Raw genomic sequence first — 19,404 nt, 5'->3', positions numbered from 1 at the left:
ACCATCTCAAACCACCACCAGCGGGAGGAGGGTCTCCAACATTTTGGGCCCCACGCCGTCCACGGCGTCGAGCTCCTCGACCGACTTGAAGGGCCCGTGTTCTTTACGCCAGTCCACAATCCGTTGAGCCAGCACGGGACCTACCTTCGGCAGGGCGTCCAGTTCTTCCACGCCGGCCGTGTTGAGGTTCACCTTCCCGGCACCTGCCGCGCTCCCGGAACCATCGGAGGCACCGGAGCCGGAGCCGGGGTTCCCGCCCGCCACGGCGTTCCCGGAGATCTCTGCGGGGATGCTCTCACCCGGCACGGGCACATACAGCTTTTGTCCGTCCGCCAGGACGGCGGCGAGGTTGAGCCGGTTGAGGTCCGCCGCGGCGGTGGGGCCGCCCGCAGCAGCGATGGCCTGGTGAATGCGGCTCCCTGCCGGCAAGTGCACCACCCCGGGCACAGCCACCGCACCGGCCACATGGATGACCAGCGTCCCGCCCTGGGGATCGGCTGATGGTCCCGCCGCCCGCCCTGCCGGGTCTGTTCCCTGCCCTGCAGGGTCTGTTCCCTGCCCGGCGGGGCCTGTTTCCTGCCCTGCCGGCTCCTCGGGGCGGTCCCCACCGGCCCCGGACGAGGTACCCTCCTGGGACAGGACATCGCTCAGCGGCACCACCTGCGGCTGCCCGGCGGCAACCTGAACCCAAAACCAGGCGCCGGCCAGCACCGCAAGGGCAACGAGCAGCAGGGCTACAGGAAGACCTAGCCGCCACCTGAGCGCCGGTCCAGCCGTGCCGCTCCCTGCCAGGTCTTCGGCAACCGCTCCGGCACGCGCGTCCCCATGGGCGGGGACCTCGGCGCCGTACTCGAAAGCCTGCCCGGCGCCGTCAGTCAGCAGACCACCGGCGCCACCCAGCGTTGCCTGCAGCCGCTCCCGGGCATGCCGCGCCGCGTGGCTGGTTCCAGCGTCGCGGCGTGACATGCTCCCAAGGCTAGGGATCAGACACTGCAGGTGACAGCCCGGGCCGGGCCTATGTGGAAAGCGGGGACTCCATGAGCGGCGGAGCACTTTCTCCGACAATGACAGCCAGCACCCCAAGCCCGGCGTGGGCAGCCAGGACGGCGGGCAGGGAGCTGATCTGGGCTGGCGGGCAGCCGGGCAGTGCTGCTGCCAGCCGCGCCGCCAGCCCTTCGGCCTCCGCCGGATTCCCAAAATGATGGACGGCAAGCCGGGCCCTGCCTGCCGGACGGGAGGCGGCGTCCGCGGCGGCAATCTCCTCAAGCCGGGCGATGGCTTTGGCGGCAGACCTGACCTTTTCCAACGGAACGATCTTCCCGCCGTCCACGGCCAGAATGGGTTTAATGGCGAACATTGTCCCCAGGAGCGAGGCGGCGGCGCCCATCCGCCCGCCCCGGCGCAGCTGCTCGAGGCTGGGAACGTAAAAATAGACCCTGGTGCGTGCCATTTGATACGTTGCCGCCGCGCTGACGGCGGCGGACTCCAAGCCGGCCGCCGCGGCGGTCACCGCACTTTGGACACCCATCCCCAGGGCCATGCCCACGGTGCCGGAGTCCACAACCTCCACCGGGATGTTCACCCGCGCGGCGGCAAGCCGGGCGGCATCCGCGGTGCCGGACAGGCCTCCGGAGATGTGGATGCTGACAACAGACTCATACCCGCCACGTTCGGCCGCGAGAAATGCCTGCTCAAACTGCCCCGGTGACGGGCGCGAGGTCTTCACTGATTTCCCGGCCGCCAGCGCCAGGGCGATCGTCTCGGTGATGTCGTCTTCGCCCTCACCGTAGATTTCCTCGCCCACCATCACAGGCATCGGTATCACGGTCAGGAGGCCGGCTTCAGCGCAGGCGGAGACCCAGTCGGCCGGCAGCGCGGACGCTGAATCCGTGACAACAGCGGTACGGACGACGGCGGCGGCCCCCTCACTGGGCGCGGCCGGACGCGCCGCCGGGCGGAGGGCGGCCAGCCGCTCCCGGAGCCAGAGCCAAGCTGCCGCGTCACGGTCGGGCAAGAGGCCTCCTGGTTTGAAGCCGGCCGCCGGATGGACCCGGCGGCCGGATTTGTCCGGCTAGGCCGGAACGATGTTCACCAGCTTAGGCGCCCGGACGATCACCGTGCGGATGCCGCGGCCGTCCATGGCGCGCTGCACATTTTCGCTGGCCAGGGCCAGTTCGCGCAGTTCGTCCTCGCTGATGTCCGGGGAAACTTCGAGCCGGTCGCGGACCTTGCCCTGAACCTGGACCACAGCGGTGACGGTCTCCTGCACCAGGAGCGCATCATCATGGGCGGGCCAGCCCGCGTTCGCCACGGAGGCGGGGTGGCCGAGGACGTTCCACATGTCCTCTGCGGTGTAGGGCGCAAAGAGGCTCAGGATGACAGCGACGGCCTCCGCGGCTTCCCGGACGGCGGGGTCAGCTCCGCCGGCTCCCGTGTCTATGGTTTTGCGGGTGGCATTGACGAGTTCCATGAGCTTGGCCACCACCACATTGAACTTATTGCTGTCCAGCAGGGCGGCGGCGTCCGCGATGGTCCGGTGCGTTACGGACCGCAGTGCGCGGTCACCGGCCCCGGCGTCAGTACCTGGTTCGCTACTGACATCCTGCGCCAGCCGCCAGGCACGGGCGAGGAACTTGGCGGAACCGGACGGCGAAACGTCCGCCCAGTCGACGTCGTCCTCCGGCGGGGAGGCAAAGATCATGGTGAGGCGGACAGCATCCACACCGTACTTGTCCAACTGCTCGCCGAGGTCAACGCCGTTGCCGAGGGATTTGCTCATGGCTTTGCCGCCGTTGAGGACCTGGCCCTGGTTCAGGAGCGCACTGAACGGCTCATCGGCGTCGAGCATGCCGAGGTCATGGATGACCTTGGTGAAGAAGCGAGCATACAGCAGGTGCAGGATGGCGTGCTCCACACCGCCCACATACTGGCCTACCGGCATCCATTCGTTGATCTTCTCGGGGTCGAAGGGGCCCTCGGTGTAATGCGGTGAGACGAAGCGCAGGAAGTACCAGGACGAATCCACGAAGGTGTCCATGGTGTCCGTATCGCGTTTCGCCGGTCCGTGGCAGTTGGGGCATTCCACGTTGACCCAGGCCTCGGCAGCTGCCAGCGGCGACGTGCCCTTGGGTGACAGGTCCTCGCCGCGCAGGTCGGCGGGCAGCGTCACGGGCAGCTGCTCGTCCGGAACGGGTACCTCGCCGCAGGAGGGGCAGTGGATGATCGGGATGGGCGTGCCCCAGAACCGCTGGCGGCTCAGGAGCCAGTCACGGAGCCGGAAGTTGACGAACTTCTCGCCTGTACCCTGCTTCTCCAGCATGGCGATGGCGGCAGGGATGGCTTCCGTTTTCGGCATGCCATCCAGGACTCCCGAATTGATCAGGGTCCCCTCCCCTGCCGTGGCTTTGCCGGACACTGCGGGATCCTCTTCGCCGGTGTCCAGCACCGCACGGACAGGCAGGTCGAAGGTCTTGGCGAAGTCGAGGTCACGCTGATCGTGCGCGGGGACGGCCATGATGGCACCGGTGCCGTAATCGGCCAGCACATAGTCCGCGGCCCAGACCGGCAGCTTTTCCCCGTTCAGCGGGTTGATCGCGTAGCGTCCGGTGAAGACGCCCGTCTTTTCGCGTTCGGTGGACTGGCGTTCGATTTCGCTCAGGGCCTTGACCTGCTCGCGGTACGCGTCCAGGGCGGCGGCGTGCTCGTCCGTGACGAGCTCGACGGCGATCGGCGCGTCCGCCGCGACCACAAAGAATGTTGCCCCGTACAGGGTGTCCGGGCGGGTGGTGAAGACCGTGACGTCCTTGGCAGGTTTGCCGCCGGCGGCTTCGATCACAAAGTTGACGTGCGCACCTTCGGAGCGTCCAATCCAGTTCTTCTGCATGGCCAGGACCCGCTCGGGCCAGTGGCCGCGCAGTTCGTCCATGTCCTCGAGCAGCCGGTCAGCATACTCGGTGATTTTGAAGTACCACTGGTTCAGCGACTTCTTCGTCACCGGGGTGCCGCACCGTTCGCAGGCGCCGTTGACCACTTGCTCGTTAGCCAGCACGGTCTGGTCCTTCGGGCACCAGTTGACCGGCGAGTCCTTACGATAGGCCAGGCCGCGCTCATAGAAGCGCTTGAACAGCCACTGGGTCCAGCGGTAGTACTCGGGGTCGGAGGTGTGCACCCGCCGCGACCAGTCGGCGGAGATCGCGTAGCGCTTGAAGGACGCCGCCTGCGTCTCGATGTTGGCGTAGGTCCACTCGCTGGGGTGGGCGTTGCGTTTGATGGCCGCGTTCTCGGCGGGCAGGCCGAAGGAGTCCCAGCCGATCGGGTGCAGGACGTCAAAGCCCTGCTGCCGCAGGTACCGCGCCACAACATCGCCCATGGCAAACGCCTCGGCGTGGCCCATGTGCAGGTCGCCCGAGGGATACGGGAACATGTCAAGGACGTAGCGGCGCTCGCGGGAACCATCATCGACGGGGGTGAAGACCTTGAGGTCTTCCCACACCTGCGGCCATTTGGCCTCCATGGCCGCGAAGCTGTACGCACCCTCTTCGGGTGTCTCCGCCGCTGCTGCCTTTGTTCCGGTCTCTGTCTCCGGCTGAACGCTCACTGCTGCCCTCTTCTGTTCTGTTGCGGCTTCCGTGCTGCCCCAACGGTCTGATCCCTTCCTGCTGCCGGCCCGGCAATCGTGCCCGGACACACAAAAGCCCCTCTAAAGGGAGGGGCGGCCGCTCGGCTGTCCGGTTTGTTTCCGGAGACCGGGCGGCTAGCTAAGCAGAAGGATCGCACGCATACGACTACTTTAGCGCACCCATCCCGTCCCCTAAACGTAAGTCCCCCCGAGCGGCTGAAGTAGCAGCGAGGGCGCTCTGTTCCTGGATAGAGGGTGGCTTCAGCGTAAGCAAGGAAGGCGGCCCCTTGCCCGGGTGTGGTGGGCACCGCGATGGGCCCCCGGCTGCGAGGGCCCCACCGCGAGCTTGCGACCGGAGGGAGCAGCCGGGGACGGGCGGGGCAGGGGCCGCCTTCCTTGCGTGGTGAGACGGAGGCCCGTCGCAACCACGAACTGCTGTCTGGCTGGCTACTTCACGTCCTCGTCGACCCAGTCCATGGACTTCGTGACGGCCTTCTTCCACAGCCGCATCTGGCGGTCCTGCTCGGCCTGGTCCATCTGCGGTTCCCAGCGCTTGTCTTCAGACCAGTTGGCCGAAAGTTCGCCGAGGTCCTTCCAGAAGCCGACGGCGAGGCCGGCCGCGTAGGCTGCACCCAGGGCTGTGGTTTCAATCACCTTGGGCCGGATGACCGGGACGCCCAGGATGTCCGCCTGGAACTGCATCAGCGCATCGTTGGCCACCATGCCGCCGTCGACCTTCAGCTCGGTCAGCGGAACACCGGAGTCCGCGTTGACGGCGTCCAGCACCTCGCGGGTCTGGAATGCCGTTGATTCAAGCGCGGCGCGGGCGATGTGGCTCTTGTTGACGAACCGCGTGAGCCCCACGATGGCGCCACGGGCATCGGAGCGCCAGTACGGGGCGAACAGGCCGGAGAAGGCCGGCACAATGTAGACGCCGCCGTTGTCCTTGACCGAGGCGGCCAGGGTCTCCACTTCCGGCGCGCTGCTGATCATGCCGAGGTTGTCGCGCAGCCACTGGATCAGGGACCCGGTCACCGCAATGGATCCTTCCAGGGCGTAGTGGGTGGGGGCATCGCCGAGCTTGTATCCCACCGTGGTAAGCAGGCCGTTCTTCGAGTGGATGATCTCCTCGCCGGTATTGAAGATGAGGAAGCAGCCGGTGCCGTACGTGTTCTTGGCTTCGCCGGCGTCGAATGCCGCCTGGCCGAACGTGGCCGCCTGCTGGTCACCGAGGATGCCCGCCACGGGGACTTCGCGGAGCAGTTGGGAGGTATGCACGGTGCCGTAGACCTCGGAGGAGGATTTGATCGCGGGCATCATGCTCACCGGAACACCGAAAACACCCAGGATTTCCTCATCCCATGTGAGCGTCTCCAAGTCCATGAACAGGGTGCGTGAGGCGTTGGTGACGTCGGTGACGTGCACCCCGCCGTCCACCCCGCCGGTCAGGTTCCACAGAACCCACGAGTCGGTGTTGCCGAAGACAAGGTCCCCTGCCTCCGCCTTTGCCCGGGCGCCATCAACGTTGTCCAGGATCCACTTGATCTTGGTGCCGGAGAAGTAGGTGGCCAGCGGCAGGCCCACCTTCTGTTTGAACCGTTCCGGTCCGCCATCCTTCGCCAGTTCATCGACGATGTTCTGGGTGCGGGTGTCCTGCCACACAATCGCGTTGTAGACCGGCTTGCCCGTGGTCTTGTCCCATACCACCGCGGTCTCGCGCTGGTTGGTGATGCCGACGGCGGCAATATCGTGCCGCGTCAGGTTCGCCTTCGAAAGGGCTGAACCGATCACCTCGCGGGTGTTGTTCCAAATCTCCGAGGCGTCATGCTCCACCCAGCCTGCCTGCGGGAAGATCTGTTCGTGCTCCATCTGCCCGGATGAAACGATGTTGCCGCTGTGGTCGAAAATGATGGCGCGGGAACTGGTGGTGCCCTGGTCGATGGCGATTACGTACTGGTTCATGGTGACGTCCTTGTCTGTGTACAGGGGTTTGGTGGCTGGTCGATCAGGATGCTGCGGTGACGATGATGGGAACAACCCTGGCCATGATTCCGCCCAGGGCTCCACCCACCAGCGGTCCAACGACGGGGATCCAGGAGTAGGCCCAGTCGCTGCTTCCTTTGCCCTTGATGGGCAGCAGGGCATGGGCGATGCGCGGACCGAGGTCACGGGCGGGGTTGATGGCGTAGCCGGTGGGACCGCCCAGGGAAACGCCGATGCCAACCACCAGCAGGGCTACTGCCAGGGGGCCCAGCCCTGAGGGGGTGCCGCCCAGGGTCAGGATGACGAAGACCAGGACGAAGGTGCCGATGATCTCGGTGATCAGGTTCCACGGGTTGGAGCGGATGGCCGGGCCGGTGGAGAAGACGCCGAGTTTGGAGGCCTGGGCAGGCTCGTCATCGAAGTGCTGCTTGTAGGCGAGCCAGCAGACAACTGCGCCGAGGAAGGCGCCCAGCAGTTCGGCGCCGAAGTAGGTCAGGGTGGATGCCACATCCACCTTGACGCCGGGAGCGTATTCGGCTTTGCCGTTCACCAGCAGGCCCAGTGTTACGGCGGGATTGAGGTGGGCACCGGACTTTGCGGCAACAAATACGCCCGAGAAGACGGCGATGCCCCACCCCCACGTGACCATCAGGAACCCGCCGCTGTTACCTTTCGTGCCCCTCAGGGCCACGTTGGCCACGACACCGCAACCGAGCAGGGTGAGCATCGCGGTTCCGAAGACTTCGGAGAGAAAAACTATTCCAAGAGACATCATTGACTCCTTATTTTTGTTATCGGTCCTCGCGGGTTGAGGGACCGTGGAGCCGGAGCGCGTTTGACGCTCCGGCTGCAGCGTGGCCGGCTAGGCGACCAGGCTGTGGACCTGCACGCGGTGCAACCGCCCCAGTACCTCCTCGGCGTCGTGGATCTCTTGGGCCTGTGCTGCGGCGTCCCAGCCCAGCGGACCGGCAAGCACCTCAGTCACCTCGTTGAGCAGCTCGCCCGTGACCAGACCCCGGAAAGCGAGGGAGGTCCGGCGGATGAGCACATCGGCGAGGTGTCCAACCTGTTCATGGCGGGCCATGTATTCAAGCTCGCGGATACTGAGCTCACGGGTGGAGCGCAACAACTGATCCGGGCCGTCGTCGAGGAAGCTGATGACTTCCTCGGCCCTGGTGCCGTAGCGGGTGAGGAGGAGGGCCGTCCGGTCGGCGCCACGGTCCGCTGATACGTGGGCCTTGATCCAGGACTGCACGCCGGCCTCGTTCGCCGGGAAACCGGCGCCACCGCCAATGGCCATTGTTGCCGTGGAGACCTTGCGCTCCATGCCCAGTTCGGAGAGGACATCATTGGCCAGGTGTTCGGCCAGCGCCCGGAATGTTGTCCACTTGCCGCCCACCAGGCTGAAGACTACGGAGCCGGTGCCGCCAGCCCGGCGTTCGATCCGGTAGTCGCGGGAAACGAATCCCGGCTGGGTTTCGTCGTGGCGGGGCAAAGGCCGTACGCCGGAGAACGTATAGACGATCTGCCCGCGGTCCACGGGGATGTCAGGGAAGACATGCCCGATCAGCTCCAGGAAGTAATCGATCTCTCCGTCCGTGCACACCGCGTCCTGGCTGATATCGGCGTCGACGTCGGTGGTGCCCACCAGCACCCTGTCCCCCATGGGGTAGATCAGGACGATCCGGCCGTCGGTGTGTTCGAAGAAGATTTCGCGGCCGTTGCAGGCCTCGAGCAGCTGCGGGTGGTCAAGGACGATGTGCGATCCCTTGGTGCCGCCCATAAAGCGGGACGCCGCGCCCATTGCCTCGTTGGTCAGGTCAACCCAGGCCCCCGTGGTGTTCACAATGATGTCGGCGGTGAAGTCAAAAAGCTCCCCGGTCAGTTCGTCGCGCAACTGAACAGTGCTGCCGGACGAGTTGCGGTTCCCGGCCGGCGCCGCGGGTCCCATCGACTGGAGCGAGACGTAGTTGCTGGCCCTGGCCGTGCTGCCTGCCGTTCCCGCGTTCACTTGCCCGGCCTTTTCACCGTCCTGGAGCACGTCCAGGGTCAGGCGTTCGGGGTTGTGCACGGAAGCGTCGAAGTAGGTGGCGGCATATTTGATGCCGGGATGCAGTCGGGGAAGTTCCGCCAGCGCCCGCTTGCGGCCCCGGAACTGGTGGCGGGGAACGGTACCGCCGTCGCGGGAGAACGAGTCGTACATGCTCAGGCCGAGCTTGATCAGGAAGGCGCCGCGTTCTTTGGGCTTGCCCTGCTGCTTGTGGGTCAGGAACCGGAGGGGTGCGGACAGCACGCCGGAGAAGGTGCTGAAGATGGGGATGGTGGTCTGAAGCGGTTTGACGTAGTGGGGGGCGATCCGCAGCAGCCGGTTGCGCTCCACCACGGACTCCCTGACCAGCCGGAACTCGCCGTTTTCGAGGTAGCGGATGCCGCCGTGGATCATGTGTGAGGATGCCCCGCTGGCGCCCTGGCAGTAGTCGCCGCGTTCCACGAGCGCCACATCCACACCCTGGAGTGCGAGATCCCGGAACGTGCCCACACCATTGATTCCGCCGCCGATGATCAGCACCTTGGCCTGTGGCCGCTCCCGCAGGGCCGCGGCGGCGGTACGTGGCAACGTGGGCTTCGCAGGCGTGGTGCGAGGATGGCCAGATGAGTCCTTGAGTCCCAAAAACTGCTCCTTGGGTTTAGTCCATGGGGCTACCTTCGCAGGTCAGCCGCCCTTCTTCAACTATTCTTTGGACTTATGGAAAAACCAGTCAAGCTCTATGCACAAACGTGCAGAATGGATGCCGAATGATGCACTCCCGCCACTCAGACGCTCTCCGGGCTGCACAGATGTATTACCTCCAGGACCTGACCATGGACGCGATCGCCCGCGAACTCCGGACGTCACGGTCCACGGTGTCGAGGCTTCTTTCCGCAGCCAGGGACACAGGTCTGGTCCAAATCCAGATCCGCAACCCGCTGGACACGGGCCCGGAGCTTGAAAGCCTGATCCGGCGGGAGTACAACGTGGACGTTCACGTCGTTCCGGTCCTCGAGTCGCTTAACGAGGCTGAAACCCTTGACCGCGTGGCCCTGCAGGCGGCACGTACCATCGGGCCCCTGGTGGATTCCAACGCCATCCTGGGCGTCGCCTGGGGCTCCACGCTCAGCGCCGTCAGCAGGCACCTGACGCGCAAGATCACCCACGACACGGTGGTGGTCCAACTCAACGGCGCCGGGAACATGCATACCACCGGCATCACCTATGCGAGCGACATCATGCGCCGTTTCGGCAGCGCCTACGGTGCCCGGGTGGAGCAGTTCCCGGTGCCCGCGTTCTTTGACCATGCATCCACCAAGGCGGCCATGTGGAATGAGCGCAGCGTGCAGCGCATCCTGGATCTGCAGGCCAGGATGAGCATCGCCATTTTCGGGGTCGGATCCGTCGAAGCGGACTATCCGAGCCACGTTTATGCCGGCGGCTACCTGGACGAGTCCGATCTTCGGATGCTTGCCCGCTCCGATGTGGTGGGTGACGTCGCCACCGTCTTTTTCCGCCGGGACGGATCCTCGGACGGCATTGTCCTGAACGAACGTTCCACCGGCCCGGCGCTCTCGCAGTTGCGGCAGGTCCGCCGCCGGATCTGCGTGGTGTCCGGCGCGTCCAAGATCAACGGCCTGCGCGGCGCCCTCACCGCGGGCCTCGCCACCGACCTGATCCTTGATGAAGCCACCGCGCGCCGTCTGGTGGGCTTTGAAGGTGTGGCCCCGGCCAATGGGTAAAGTCAGTCCTATGAAACCTTCTCCCCGGCTTAGTCTCAACAACGGTGTGCTGATCGACCAGTTGGGGTTTGGGCTCTACAAGGTTCCGGTGGCGGAGGCTTCATCCTTGGTGGCCATGGCCCTGGGCACCGGTTACCGGCACTTCGACACCGCCGCCATGTACGGCAACGAAACCGGCGTGGCCCGGGCCCTTGGTGCGGCCGTTGATTCCGACGCCGGGAGCGGCGGTTCCGGCGAATCCTCGCCGGGGCTCCGGCGTGAGGACGTCTTCGTCACCACGAAGGTCTGGAACGACGATCAGGGTTATGACAAAACGCTGCGGGCGTTCGATACCTCCATGGTCAACCTCGGCCTCGACTACGTGGACATGTACCTGATCCACTGGCCCTGTGCCCGGCGGGGTCTCTTCGCCGAAACGTACCGCGCCCTGGAGACCCTTTACCGCGAGGGGAAAGTGCGCGCCATCGGTGTCTGCAACTTCCAGCCGGCCCACCTGGACCGCCTGTTGGAAACCGCGGAAGTGGTGCCGGCGGTAAACCAGATCGAACTGCACCCTTGGCTGCAGCAGGCGGAGCTCAGGGAAAAGCACCGGGGCCTGGGAATCCTGACCGAGGCCTGGAGCCCGCTGGGCCGCGGCCACGTGCTGGCGGATCCCGTGGTGCTTGCCCTGGCAGCCGAACACCGGCGGACAGCCGCGCAGATCATCCTGCGGTGGCATATCCAGCTGGGTAACATCGCCATTCCCAAGGCAAGTTCCGAGGCGCGCATCCGGGAGAACCTGGACGTGTTCGGCTTTGCCCTGTCGGATCGCGACATGGCGGCCCTTGCGGAGCTTGAGCGCGGGCAGCGCACCGGCTCCCACCCGGACAACGTCAACTAGGACGGGGAATCGTGAAGACCGCTGCCCGCCAGCCATCCGCCGCGCCGGCCTACTTCAGCACCGGGCTGGCCGCCCGCACCCATGCCGCGCACATCGAACTCGATGGCAGCCGCGTCGCGTACTGGACCTATGAACCGGTCCGGGTCACTGCCGAAACCCGCACCATCCTGGTCATCCACGGGTTCCGCGGCGACCACCATGGCCTGCTCCGCGTGGCCGATCAGCTGCCGGAAATGCGGATCATCATGCCGGACCTGCCCGGTTTCGGCAGCTCAGCCGCGTTCGCGGCGGGACAGCATTCGGTGTCCCAGTACGGCGACTTCATCAGCTCCTTCATGGCGGCGCTCGGCCTGGGCCCGGACACCGTGCTGCTGGGCCACTCCTTCGGCTCCATCATCGCGTCCCACTTTGTGGCCGCGCATCCCGGGACGGTCACCCCGCTGATCCTCATCAATCCCATCGCCGCGCCCGCCCTGGAAGGCCCCAAGGGCCTCATGACCAAATTGGCCGTGCTCTATTATCGGCTCGCGGCACGCCTCCCCCGCACCCTGGGCCTGGCGCTGCTGCGGAGCCCGCTGATTGTCCGGGTCATGAGCGAGACCATGGCCAAGACGGCCGACAAGGACCTGCGCCGGTTCATCCATGGCCAGCATCACGCCTACTTCAGCAGCTTCGCGGACCGGGAAAGCCTCCTCCAGGCATTCACCGCATCCGTGAGCGCGCACGTGGCGGAGGTTGCTGAGAAGCTCACCCTGCCGGTGCTGCTCGTGGCCGGCGAGAAGGACGAAATCGCCACGCTGCCGGACCAGCACGTCCTCGCCGGGCTCCTGCCGGACGGGGAACTCAAAGTCATTGCCGGCGTCGGCCATCTGATCCATTACGAAACGCCCGCACCGGCCGCCGGTTTCATTCGCAGCTTCCTTAAGGACCACCCCGCGTGAAGATTCTCATCGATGCCCGGTTCACCCGACACGACCACCACGACGGGATCAGTCGCTACGGGGCAAGCCTGATCGCAGCGACGGCCAGGATCGCCGACGTCTCCATGCTGATCAGTGATCCCCGTCAGCTCGCCCTGCTCCCGGACGTTCCCTACACGCTGATCAACAGCCCGCTCTCCCCCGCGGAGCTGTTTGTGGCGCGCAAAATCAATCCGTTAGGGGCGGACGTGGTGGTCTGTCCCATGCAGACCATGGGCAGCTGGGGGCGCGACTACGGCCTGGTCCTGACCCTCCACGACCTCATCTATTACGAGCACCCCGCCCCGCCGGGATTCCTGCCCGCGCCGGTGCGCATCCTCTGGCGCCTCTACCACAAAGCCTTCTGGCCCCAGCGACTCCTCCTGAACCGCGCGGACGTCGTAGCCACCATCAGCAGGACCACTGAAGCGCTGATGGCCAAATACCGGCTGACCAGCCGGCCGGTGCGGATCATCAGCAACGCACCCCAGCCCGCGCAGGAGCCGCGGGACCCGGCCGCCGGATCCGACCATACCCTGCTCTACATGGGTTCGTTCATGCCCTACAAAAACGTGGAGACCCTGATTGCCGGGATGTCCGCGCTGCCCGACTTCACGCTGCATCTGCTCAGCCGGATCACACCGGAACGGCGCGCCGATCTTGAGCGCATGGTCCCTGCCGGCGCCAAGGTGGTCTTCCACAACGGCGTCACCGACGACGAATACACGGACCTGCTCAAACGCACCACTGCTTTAGTCAGCCTCTCCCGTGCCGAAGGCTACGGGCTGCCGCTGGTGGAAGCCATGTCACTGGGCACGCCGGTGATCGCCAGCGACATCCCGATTTTCCGGGAGGTGGGCGGCGAGGCTGCCTCGTACGTTGATCCCGGGTCCCCCGTCGACTTTGCCGCTGCCGTGCAGAAACTCCGGGACCAGCAACACTGGCAGGATGTCTCCCGCCGTTCCGTGGCCCGGGCGGCGGAATTCAGCTGGGACGAATCCGCGCGGGAGCTCGTGGACACCGCCCACGATATCGTGGCCGCCCGGTCCCGCCGGAAGCGCCGCCGCTAACGGAGACGGTTACAGGACGTCAACGCCGTCGAGCCTGACCTGTACCGGCTCCTCAGTCCGCTTGGCGGCCGCAGCAGCCTTGGTTGACCGCAGCACCCGGGTAACGGCGCCGGCCTGCCCGTATGGGAAGAACAGCAGGGTCCGGACGTCGTCGCACTGTTGGGCCGCCGCAGAGCCCGTGAGTATCACAGGAGCGGGACCTGCGGTCCGCAGGTGCACCCCTGACGGGTCCAATTGGTGCTCCACCGCGGCGGTGAAATGAACGACGGCGGTGCGGGGCCCCGTGACCGAGGCGATCCGGACGGCAGGGGGCAGCTGGAGTTCCATCCGGAGCTCCAGCTCCCGCCGGGCATACCCGGCAGGATCCCACCGCAGCAGGGCACCCACCGCCACGCTTTCGGTCGCGGTAATGACCACCAGGCCGCCGTCGGACGCGGGACGCACCAGCGCGGCGGCGTTGAACCAACGGCGCACGGTGTCCTCCCCGGCCCGCAGGTTTTCCCGGCGCAGCAGCGAGTCGCCATCGAGCAGGAGGGCAGCGGCATAGCCGGCCTCGGCAACGGGCTCGGCTCCGATGGTGGCCACCACCAGGGCGTTCGCGGTGCCCACCACGGCCTTGACCTGATCGCCCGAGGACGTGATGACCGCTTTACCGGAGAACGCCCGGCCCAGCTCCTCGGCAGTCCGCAGGACTCCGGTGGCACCTTTCCGAAGCTTCCGCCCGGAGCAGTGGACGCACTGCCAGTCCGGGGCGGGCGTGGAGCACCAGCGGCACTGCGGAATGGCCGAGCTGCCGCTGGCTCCGCCAATGGCCAGGGGTCCCCGGCAGGACTGGCAGCGCGCGGGCTCCCGGCACGTCTCACAAACCAGTGACGGCGCGTAGCCTGCCCTGGCCACCTGCACCAGCACCGGCCCGCGTTCCAGCCCTTCCTTGGCAGCCCGCCACGCCGCGCCGGGAAGCCGTGCCACCAGCGCGAGCCGGTCGCGTTCCTGTTCAAAGCTGTCGGCGGTGTTCAGGACGCGCGGAACCGTCCGCCGCACCAGTGCCCGCTCCGCTTCCACCGGCATGGCCCAGCCCGCCTCCACCAGCCGCTGCAGCTCCGTACTCCTGGCGTGGCCCGCCATCAGGCATGCCGTGCCCTCCTGATCCGCGCGGAGCAGCAACACCTCACGGGCATGGGCGTACGGGGAGCGCTGTTCGATGTGGAGCTCGTTGCCGTCGTCCCAGCAGACCACGAGGCCCAGGTCCTGAACGGGGGCGAAAGCTGCGGACCGTGTGCCGATGGCCACCCGCGCCGATCCGGCCAGGATGCGCAGGAAACTGCGGTAGCGCGGCGTCGGTCCGTCATCTGCCGTGAGCCGGGCGATGTCAGTGGCGGGCAGGACGTCCAGCAACGCCTGCTCCAGCTGGTCCAGGTCGCGGTAGTCAGGCACCACGACCAGGGCGCCGCGGCCGGAGGCACGGACTGCGGCCACCGCCTCGGCGATCAACCGGGGCCACGCCGCCTGGCCGTAGCCCTGCAGCGGGCTGAAGACCGCCCGCGGGCTCCCGCCCTCCTGCAGGTGGCGGACAAACGCCGGACCGTTGCGGTAACCTGCCCAGCCGCCCTCCCCTGAGGAACCAGGCGCAACGCCGGACTCTCCCGGCGTGGACTGGCCGGTCTTCCCGGCTGTCGGCGTGCCACGCTGCGCCTCAGCCGCTTCCGGGACGGCAGCGGCGAGGAAATCCTTCTCCACGCGTGCCATCCGCGGCGGGACGGCCACCCGCAGCACATCGTTGACTGTGCCCGCGTACCGGGCGGCGACGGCGTTTACCAGATCCCGCACCGCGGGTGTGAGGACGGCAACCGGAGAGATGACTTTCTGCAGCGGCACAAGGGTGTGGCCGGCGTCGGACTCTGTGGTGCGTTCGATGATGAACCCGGTGAGTTCCTGCCCGTTGAAACGCACTTTTACCCGGACGCCCGCCTGCGCGGCCTGATCGAGTTCTGCCGGCACGCTGTAGTCGAAAGGCCGGTCCAGGTGCGGCAGGGAAGTCTCCACCTGCACCCTGGCTACGGGCAGGTGGGCGGCCAGCGGCGGTCCCGGCGGCCGGGTGGCCGCGGGGAACCCTTGAAGCAGGGACGGCTGGACGGGGCCGGGCACGCCGTGGCCGGTGTGGACCGTCTCAGGTGTTGCCATGTCCGTTACCCCCTTTCACAAACCAGCCAACCACCTGGCCCTGACATTTCCAGCGGGGTCAGATGATTGGCGGGGCGCTGACGGCAGGCTAGGCGTTGAAGAAGGCCTTGAGGTCGTCCACACGGTCCAGCCGCTCCCACGTGAAATCGGGATCGTCGCGGCCGAAGTGTCCGTGCGCGGCCGTTTTGGCGTAGATGGGCCGTTTGAGATCCAGGGCGTCGATGATGGCGCGGGGGCGGAGGTCGAAGATCTCGGCGATGGCGTCGCTGATGCGGGCCGGGTCCACTGTTTCGGTGCCGAAGGTTTCCACGTAGGTGCCTACTGGACGGGCCTGCCCGATGGCGTAGGCGATCTGGATCTCGGCGCGCTTGGCAAGGCCGGCTGCCACCACGTTCTTGGCCACCCAGCGCATGGCGTAGGCCGCGGACCGGTCCACCTTGGACGGGTCCTTGCCGGAGAAGGCACCGCCGCCGTGGCGGGCCATGCCGCCGTAGGTGTCCACGATGATCTTGCGGCCGGTCAGGCCGGCGTCGCCCACGGGTCCGCCGATGACGAACTCGCCGGCAGGGTTGAGGATGTTTACAGCCCGGGTGATGTCCAGGTTGGCGGCAGCCAGCACCGGGGCGATGACGAAGGAGGCGAGGTCGGCGCGGAGCCGGTCCAGGCTGGTGCCTTCCGCGTGCTGGCTTGAAATGACCACGGTCTCGACGGAGACGGGCACGTCTTTGTCGTAGCCCACGGTGACCTGGGTCTTGCCGTCGGGACGGAGATAGGCCAGTTCGCCGGACTTGCGCACCACCGTGAGGCGTTCGGACAGGCGGTGTGCCAGCCAGATCGGGGTGGGCATGTAAGACGGGGTTTCGTCGCTGGCGTAGCCGAACATCAGACCCTGGTCGCCGGCGCCCTGAAGATCGTAATCGTCCTCCTGGCGGCCTTCACGGGCTTCCAGCGAATTGAAAACACCCCCGGCGATGTCATTGGACTGCTGGCCGATGGATACTGACACGCCGCAGCGGGCGCCGTCGAAACCGTTGGCCGACGAGTCGTAGCCGATCCCCAGGATGGTCTCCCGGACGATCTGCGGGATTTCAACGTAGGCGTCCGTGGTGACCTCACCGGCGACGTGGACCAGGCCGGTGGTGGCCATGGTCTCGACGGCGACGCGGGACTCCGGGTCCACTGCCAGCAGCGCGTCCAGGATGGCGTCACTGATCTGGTCGCAGATTTTGTCCGGGTGGCCTTCGGTGACCGACTCGGAGGTAAAGAGCCGGAGCGCGGAGGGCGTGGCCCCGTGGGTGTGGGGAATGTGCAGCGGTAAAGTCACTCAACTACCTTACTGGTTGGGAACGGACGTCCGGCCGCGTGCGTCCCCGTGCTAAGGAAACGCTGTTCGGCGAGCGGGTCAGGCGTGCGGTGAAACGTGGTTCAGCTCGTGGCCGACCCGTGTGATCACGGCGGCCGAAACCTCGGACTTGGACCCGGCTGCCTCTTGAGGTTCGGCGCCGGAGCGGGCCAGGATGACTACCGAATTGGTGTCCTGCCCAAACACCTTGTCCGTTCCCACATGGTTGACCACCAGGAGATCGCAGCCCTTGCGCTTGAGTTTTGCCTCGGCGTACGCCACGACGTCCCCCTGGCCGTCACCTGTTTCCGCCGCGAAGCCGACAATCAGCTGGTGGCGGCGGGCAGCCTCATTCCCGGGAGCGCTGCGGGCCTCCACCAATTCCTGCAGGATGTCCGGGTTGCGGACCAGGGTAATGACCGGGTCCGCCGTGTCATCGCGCTTTTTGATTTTTGTGCCGGAGACCTCCGCAGGACGGAAGTCTGCCACCGCGGCGGCCATGATGACGACGTCGGAATCGGCAGCTGCCGCAAGCGCGGCTTCCCTCAGCTGCAGGGCGGTTTCCACCCTGACCACGTCCACGCCGGCGGGAGCCGGGACGTCCATGTGGGCCGCGATGAGCCGGACCGTGGCACCGGCGTTGCGGGCCGCAACGGCCAGCGCAACGCCCTGCTTCCCGGAAGACCTGTTGCCCAAAAACCGGACCGGATCCAGGGGTTCCCGGGTGCCGCCGGCGCTGATGGTCACCTTCCGGCCGGCCAGCGGGAGCTGGAAATCGGACTGGCCCTGGGCGAGAGCCATGGCCGCGTCGAAGATGGCTTCCGGTTCGGGCAGGCGGCCCGGACCGGAGTCGGCGCCGGTGAGCCGGCCACTGGCCGGTTCGAGGACGGCGACGCCCCGGCTGCGCAGGGTCTCGACGTTGGCGCGGGTGGCGGCGTGCTGCCACATTTCCGTGTGCATGGCTGGGGCGAAAAGTACCGGCCCCCGGGCCATCAGCAACGTGTTGGTGAGGAGGTCACCGGCCTGACCCGTGGCCGCACGGGCCAGGAGGTCCGCAGTAGCCGGTGCCACCACGATCAGGTCGGCCTCATGGCCGAGCCTGACGTGGTTGACCTGATGAACGTCGTCGAAGACGCTGTTGCTGACGGGGTTGCCGGAAAGGGCTTCCCAGGTGGCGACACCCACAAAGCGGGTAGCCGCCTCGGTGGGTATCACCGTGACGTTGTGGCCGGCTTCAGTAAAAAGCCGGAGGAGCGATGCGACCTTGTAGGCCGCAATCCCTCCCCCGACTCCGAGGACTATGCGCACGTGACCTCCGTCAACAGGCAGTCAGACTTACTCTGAAGCTTCGATCGGGGTGGAAACGAGCTTGCCTTCGTTGATCTCGCGCAGGGCGATGGACAGCGACTTCTCGTTCAGCTTGGTATCGACCAGCGGGCCGACGTATTCGAACAGGCCCTCGTGCAGCTGGGCGTAGTAGGCGTTGATCTGACGTGCACGCTTGGCACCGAAGATCACCAGGCCGTACTTGGAATCAGCTACCTTCAGCAGATCGTCGATCGGCGGGTTGATGATGCCTTCAAGGTTCGTGGACACGAATTCTCCAAATTCTAACGGGCTGACTTGTACGCGCTACTGGTGCGGGTGCGGGGTCAGCCCCATGAGTGAAACAAGCTCGTCCGCTGCCCGGCGAATGTCATCGTTAACGACGGTGTAGTCAAACTCCGGTTCAGCGGCAAGTTCCAGTTTAGCGGTTTCCAGGCGTCGCTGCTGCTCGTCGGCACTTTCCGTGCCGCGGCCCACGAGCCGGCGCACCATTTCGTCCCAGCTGGGGGGTGCCAGGAAGACGAACTGGGCGTCCGGAACGGCAGCTTTAACCTGCCGGGCTCCCTGCAGGTCAATTTCCAGCAGCACGGACTTTCCGTCCGCGATGGCCTGCTTTACGGTGCTCTTGAGTGTTCCGTACGTGTTCTGGCCGTGGACCACGGCCCATTCCAGGAGCTCGCCGGCTGCAACGAGCTTCTCGAACTCTTCCTTGGATTTGAAAAAGTAGTGGACACCGTCCTGCTCACCGGGGCGCGGGGCGCGGGTGGTGGCCGAAACGGAAAGCCAGACTTCGGGGTAATTATCCCGGATGTAGGTGGACACGGTGCCTTTACCAACAGCCGTCGGACCTGCGAGGACTGTCAGTCCCGGTTTCTTGCTCACATGTTCCTTTGCGGCGGTGTTTGGATCGACGAAGAGTGGTTCGCCCTATTTCTCGTCTATAAAATCTACCAGCGCCTGGCGCTGGTGAATGCCCAGGCCGCGGACCCGCCGGGAAGCCGCGATGCCCAGTTGCTCCATTATGGCCGCCGCCCGCACCTTACCGATGCCCGGCAGGGCCTCCAACAGTTCGGCTACCCGCATCCGCGCCAAGGCGTCGTCCTGGGCCGCTGAGCTGATGATGTCCGCCGCCGACGTCTCGCCGTTCTTGAGCCGTTCCTTCACCGCGGCCCGGGCTGCCCGGGCCGCGGCGGCCTTCTGCAGGGCATCAGCGCGTTCTGACGCGGATAAGGGTCGCAGGCTCATGGAGGACACCCCCGGAAATTTTCAGATGC

At 66.3% G+C, this 19,404-nt stretch carries 16 protein-coding genes; 4 read left to right on the top strand and 12 right to left on the bottom strand.

Annotated elements, in window-relative coordinates:
• Positions 1-6 precede the first annotated feature (6 nt).
• The 6 genes from PY310_RS10180 to PY310_RS10155 form a co-directional block, all read right to left on the bottom strand.
• Complete coding sequence (locus tag PY310_RS10180) at positions 7-966, bottom strand: ComEA family DNA-binding protein (RefSeq protein WP_275214267.1); 960 nt, start codon at positions 964-966, stop codon at positions 7-9.
• 49 nt (positions 967-1,015) lie between these two features.
• Positions 1,016-2,014, bottom strand: a complete 999-nt coding sequence (locus PY310_RS10175; RefSeq protein ID WP_275214266.1) for a DegV family protein — start codon at positions 2,012-2,014, stop codon at positions 1,016-1,018.
• Between the two features lie 57 nt (positions 2,015-2,071).
• Positions 2,072-4,597 carry a leucine--tRNA ligase gene (gene leuS, locus PY310_RS10170; RefSeq protein ID WP_275214265.1) on the bottom strand — a complete coding sequence of 842 codons (2,526 nt, stop codon included), beginning with the start codon at positions 4,595-4,597 and terminating at the stop codon, positions 2,072-2,074.
• 468 nt (positions 4,598-5,065) lie between these two features.
• Entirely contained in the window at positions 5,066-6,580 is a 1,515-nt protein-coding gene (gene glpK, locus PY310_RS10165) for a glycerol kinase GlpK (protein WP_275214264.1), read from the bottom strand.
• Between the two features lie 43 nt (positions 6,581-6,623).
• The gene (locus PY310_RS10160; protein WP_275214312.1) at positions 6,624-7,373 is read right to left on the bottom strand and encodes an MIP/aquaporin family protein; all 750 of its coding nucleotides are present in this window, start codon (positions 7,371-7,373) and stop codon (positions 6,624-6,626) included.
• Between the two features lie 90 nt (positions 7,374-7,463).
• Positions 7,464-9,218 (bottom strand): glycerol-3-phosphate dehydrogenase/oxidase, encoded by a 1,755-nt coding sequence (locus PY310_RS10155; RefSeq protein WP_275214263.1) that lies wholly within the window; start codon positions 9,216-9,218, stop codon positions 7,464-7,466.
• A gap of 179 nt (positions 9,219-9,397) precedes the next feature.
• On the opposite strand from PY310_RS10155, the gene PY310_RS10150 reads away from it, so the two are divergent.
• From PY310_RS10150 to PY310_RS10135, 4 genes are read left to right on the top strand one after another with little or no spacing between them, the layout of a single operon-like run.
• The gene (locus PY310_RS10150; protein WP_275214262.1) at positions 9,398-10,372 is read left to right on the top strand and encodes a sugar-binding transcriptional regulator; all 975 of its coding nucleotides are present in this window, start codon (positions 9,398-9,400) and stop codon (positions 10,370-10,372) included.
• 10 nt (positions 10,373-10,382) lie between these two features.
• On the top strand, positions 10,383-11,252 hold the full coding sequence (locus PY310_RS10145; protein ID WP_275214261.1) for an aldo/keto reductase: 870 nt from the start codon (positions 10,383-10,385) through the stop codon (positions 11,250-11,252).
• Between the two features lie 11 nt (positions 11,253-11,263).
• Positions 11,264-12,193 (top strand): alpha/beta fold hydrolase, encoded by a 930-nt coding sequence (locus PY310_RS10140; RefSeq protein ID WP_275214260.1) that lies wholly within the window; start codon positions 11,264-11,266, stop codon positions 12,191-12,193.
• The gene (locus PY310_RS10135) at positions 12,190-13,281 is read left to right on the top strand and encodes a glycosyltransferase family 4 protein (RefSeq protein ID WP_275214259.1); all 1,092 of its coding nucleotides are present in this window, start codon (positions 12,190-12,192) and stop codon (positions 13,279-13,281) included. The genes PY310_RS10140 and PY310_RS10135 overlap by 4 nt, the downstream gene beginning before the upstream one ends.
• A gap of 9 nt (positions 13,282-13,290) precedes the next feature.
• Here PY310_RS10135 and PY310_RS10130 read toward each other — a convergent pair whose 3' ends face one another.
• The 6 genes from PY310_RS10130 to mihF form a co-directional block, all read right to left on the bottom strand.
• Positions 13,291-15,462: a primosomal protein N' gene (locus PY310_RS10130; RefSeq protein WP_275214258.1), complete on the bottom strand. Its 2,172-nt coding sequence runs from the start codon at positions 15,460-15,462 to the stop codon at positions 13,291-13,293.
• Between the two features lie 88 nt (positions 15,463-15,550).
• Positions 15,551-16,786 carry a methionine adenosyltransferase gene (gene metK, locus PY310_RS10125; RefSeq protein ID WP_275214257.1) on the bottom strand — a complete coding sequence of 412 codons (1,236 nt, stop codon included), beginning with the start codon at positions 16,784-16,786 and terminating at the stop codon, positions 15,551-15,553.
• 78 nt (positions 16,787-16,864) lie between these two features.
• The gene (coaBC, locus tag PY310_RS10120; protein WP_275214256.1) at positions 16,865-18,112 is read right to left on the bottom strand and encodes a bifunctional phosphopantothenoylcysteine decarboxylase/phosphopantothenate--cysteine ligase CoaBC; all 1,248 of its coding nucleotides are present in this window, start codon (positions 18,110-18,112) and stop codon (positions 16,865-16,867) included.
• Positions 18,113-18,139: 27 nt separating this feature from the next.
• Positions 18,140-18,400, bottom strand: a complete 261-nt coding sequence (rpoZ, locus tag PY310_RS10115; protein ID WP_275214255.1) for a DNA-directed RNA polymerase subunit omega — start codon at positions 18,398-18,400, stop codon at positions 18,140-18,142.
• 36 nt (positions 18,401-18,436) lie between these two features.
• Complete coding sequence (gene gmk / locus PY310_RS10110; RefSeq protein ID WP_275214254.1) at positions 18,437-19,012, bottom strand: guanylate kinase; 576 nt, start codon at positions 19,010-19,012, stop codon at positions 18,437-18,439.
• A gap of 45 nt (positions 19,013-19,057) precedes the next feature.
• Complete coding sequence (gene mihF / locus PY310_RS10105; RefSeq protein ID WP_275214253.1) at positions 19,058-19,375, bottom strand: integration host factor, actinobacterial type; 318 nt, start codon at positions 19,373-19,375, stop codon at positions 19,058-19,060.
• Positions 19,376-19,404 lie beyond the last annotated feature (29 nt).

This window comes from Pseudarthrobacter naphthalenicus, from assembly GCF_029076445.1.
GTDB classification, from domain to species: Bacteria; Actinomycetota; Actinomycetes; order Actinomycetales; family Micrococcaceae; genus Arthrobacter; species Arthrobacter naphthalenicus.
This window is presented reverse-complemented; position numbering and strand designations above follow the sequence as displayed.

Excerpts from the sequence above, each read along its gene's own strand:
- PY310_RS10180 (WP_275214267.1), bottom strand. The coding sequence starts at position 966 with ATGTCACGCCGCGACGCTGGAACCAGCCACGCGGCGCGGCATGCCCGG.
- glpK (WP_275214264.1), bottom strand. The coding sequence starts at position 6,580 with ATGAACCAGTACGTAATCGCCATCGACCAGGGCACCACCAGTTCCCGC.
- PY310_RS10160 (WP_275214312.1), bottom strand. The coding sequence starts at position 7,373 with ATGTCTCTTGGAATAGTTTTTCTCTCCGAAGTCTTCGGAACCGCGATG.
- PY310_RS10150 (WP_275214262.1), top strand. The coding sequence starts at position 9,398 with ATGATGCACTCCCGCCACTCAGACGCTCTCCGGGCTGCACAGATGTAT.
- PY310_RS10145 (WP_275214261.1), top strand. The coding sequence starts at position 10,383 with ATGAAACCTTCTCCCCGGCTTAGTCTCAACAACGGTGTGCTGATCGAC.
- PY310_RS10130 (WP_275214258.1), bottom strand. The coding sequence starts at position 15,462 with ATGGCAACACCTGAGACGGTCCACACCGGCCACGGCGTGCCCGGCCCC.
- mihF (WP_275214253.1), bottom strand. The coding sequence starts at position 19,375 with ATGAGCCTGCGACCCTTATCCGCGTCAGAACGCGCTGATGCCCTGCAG.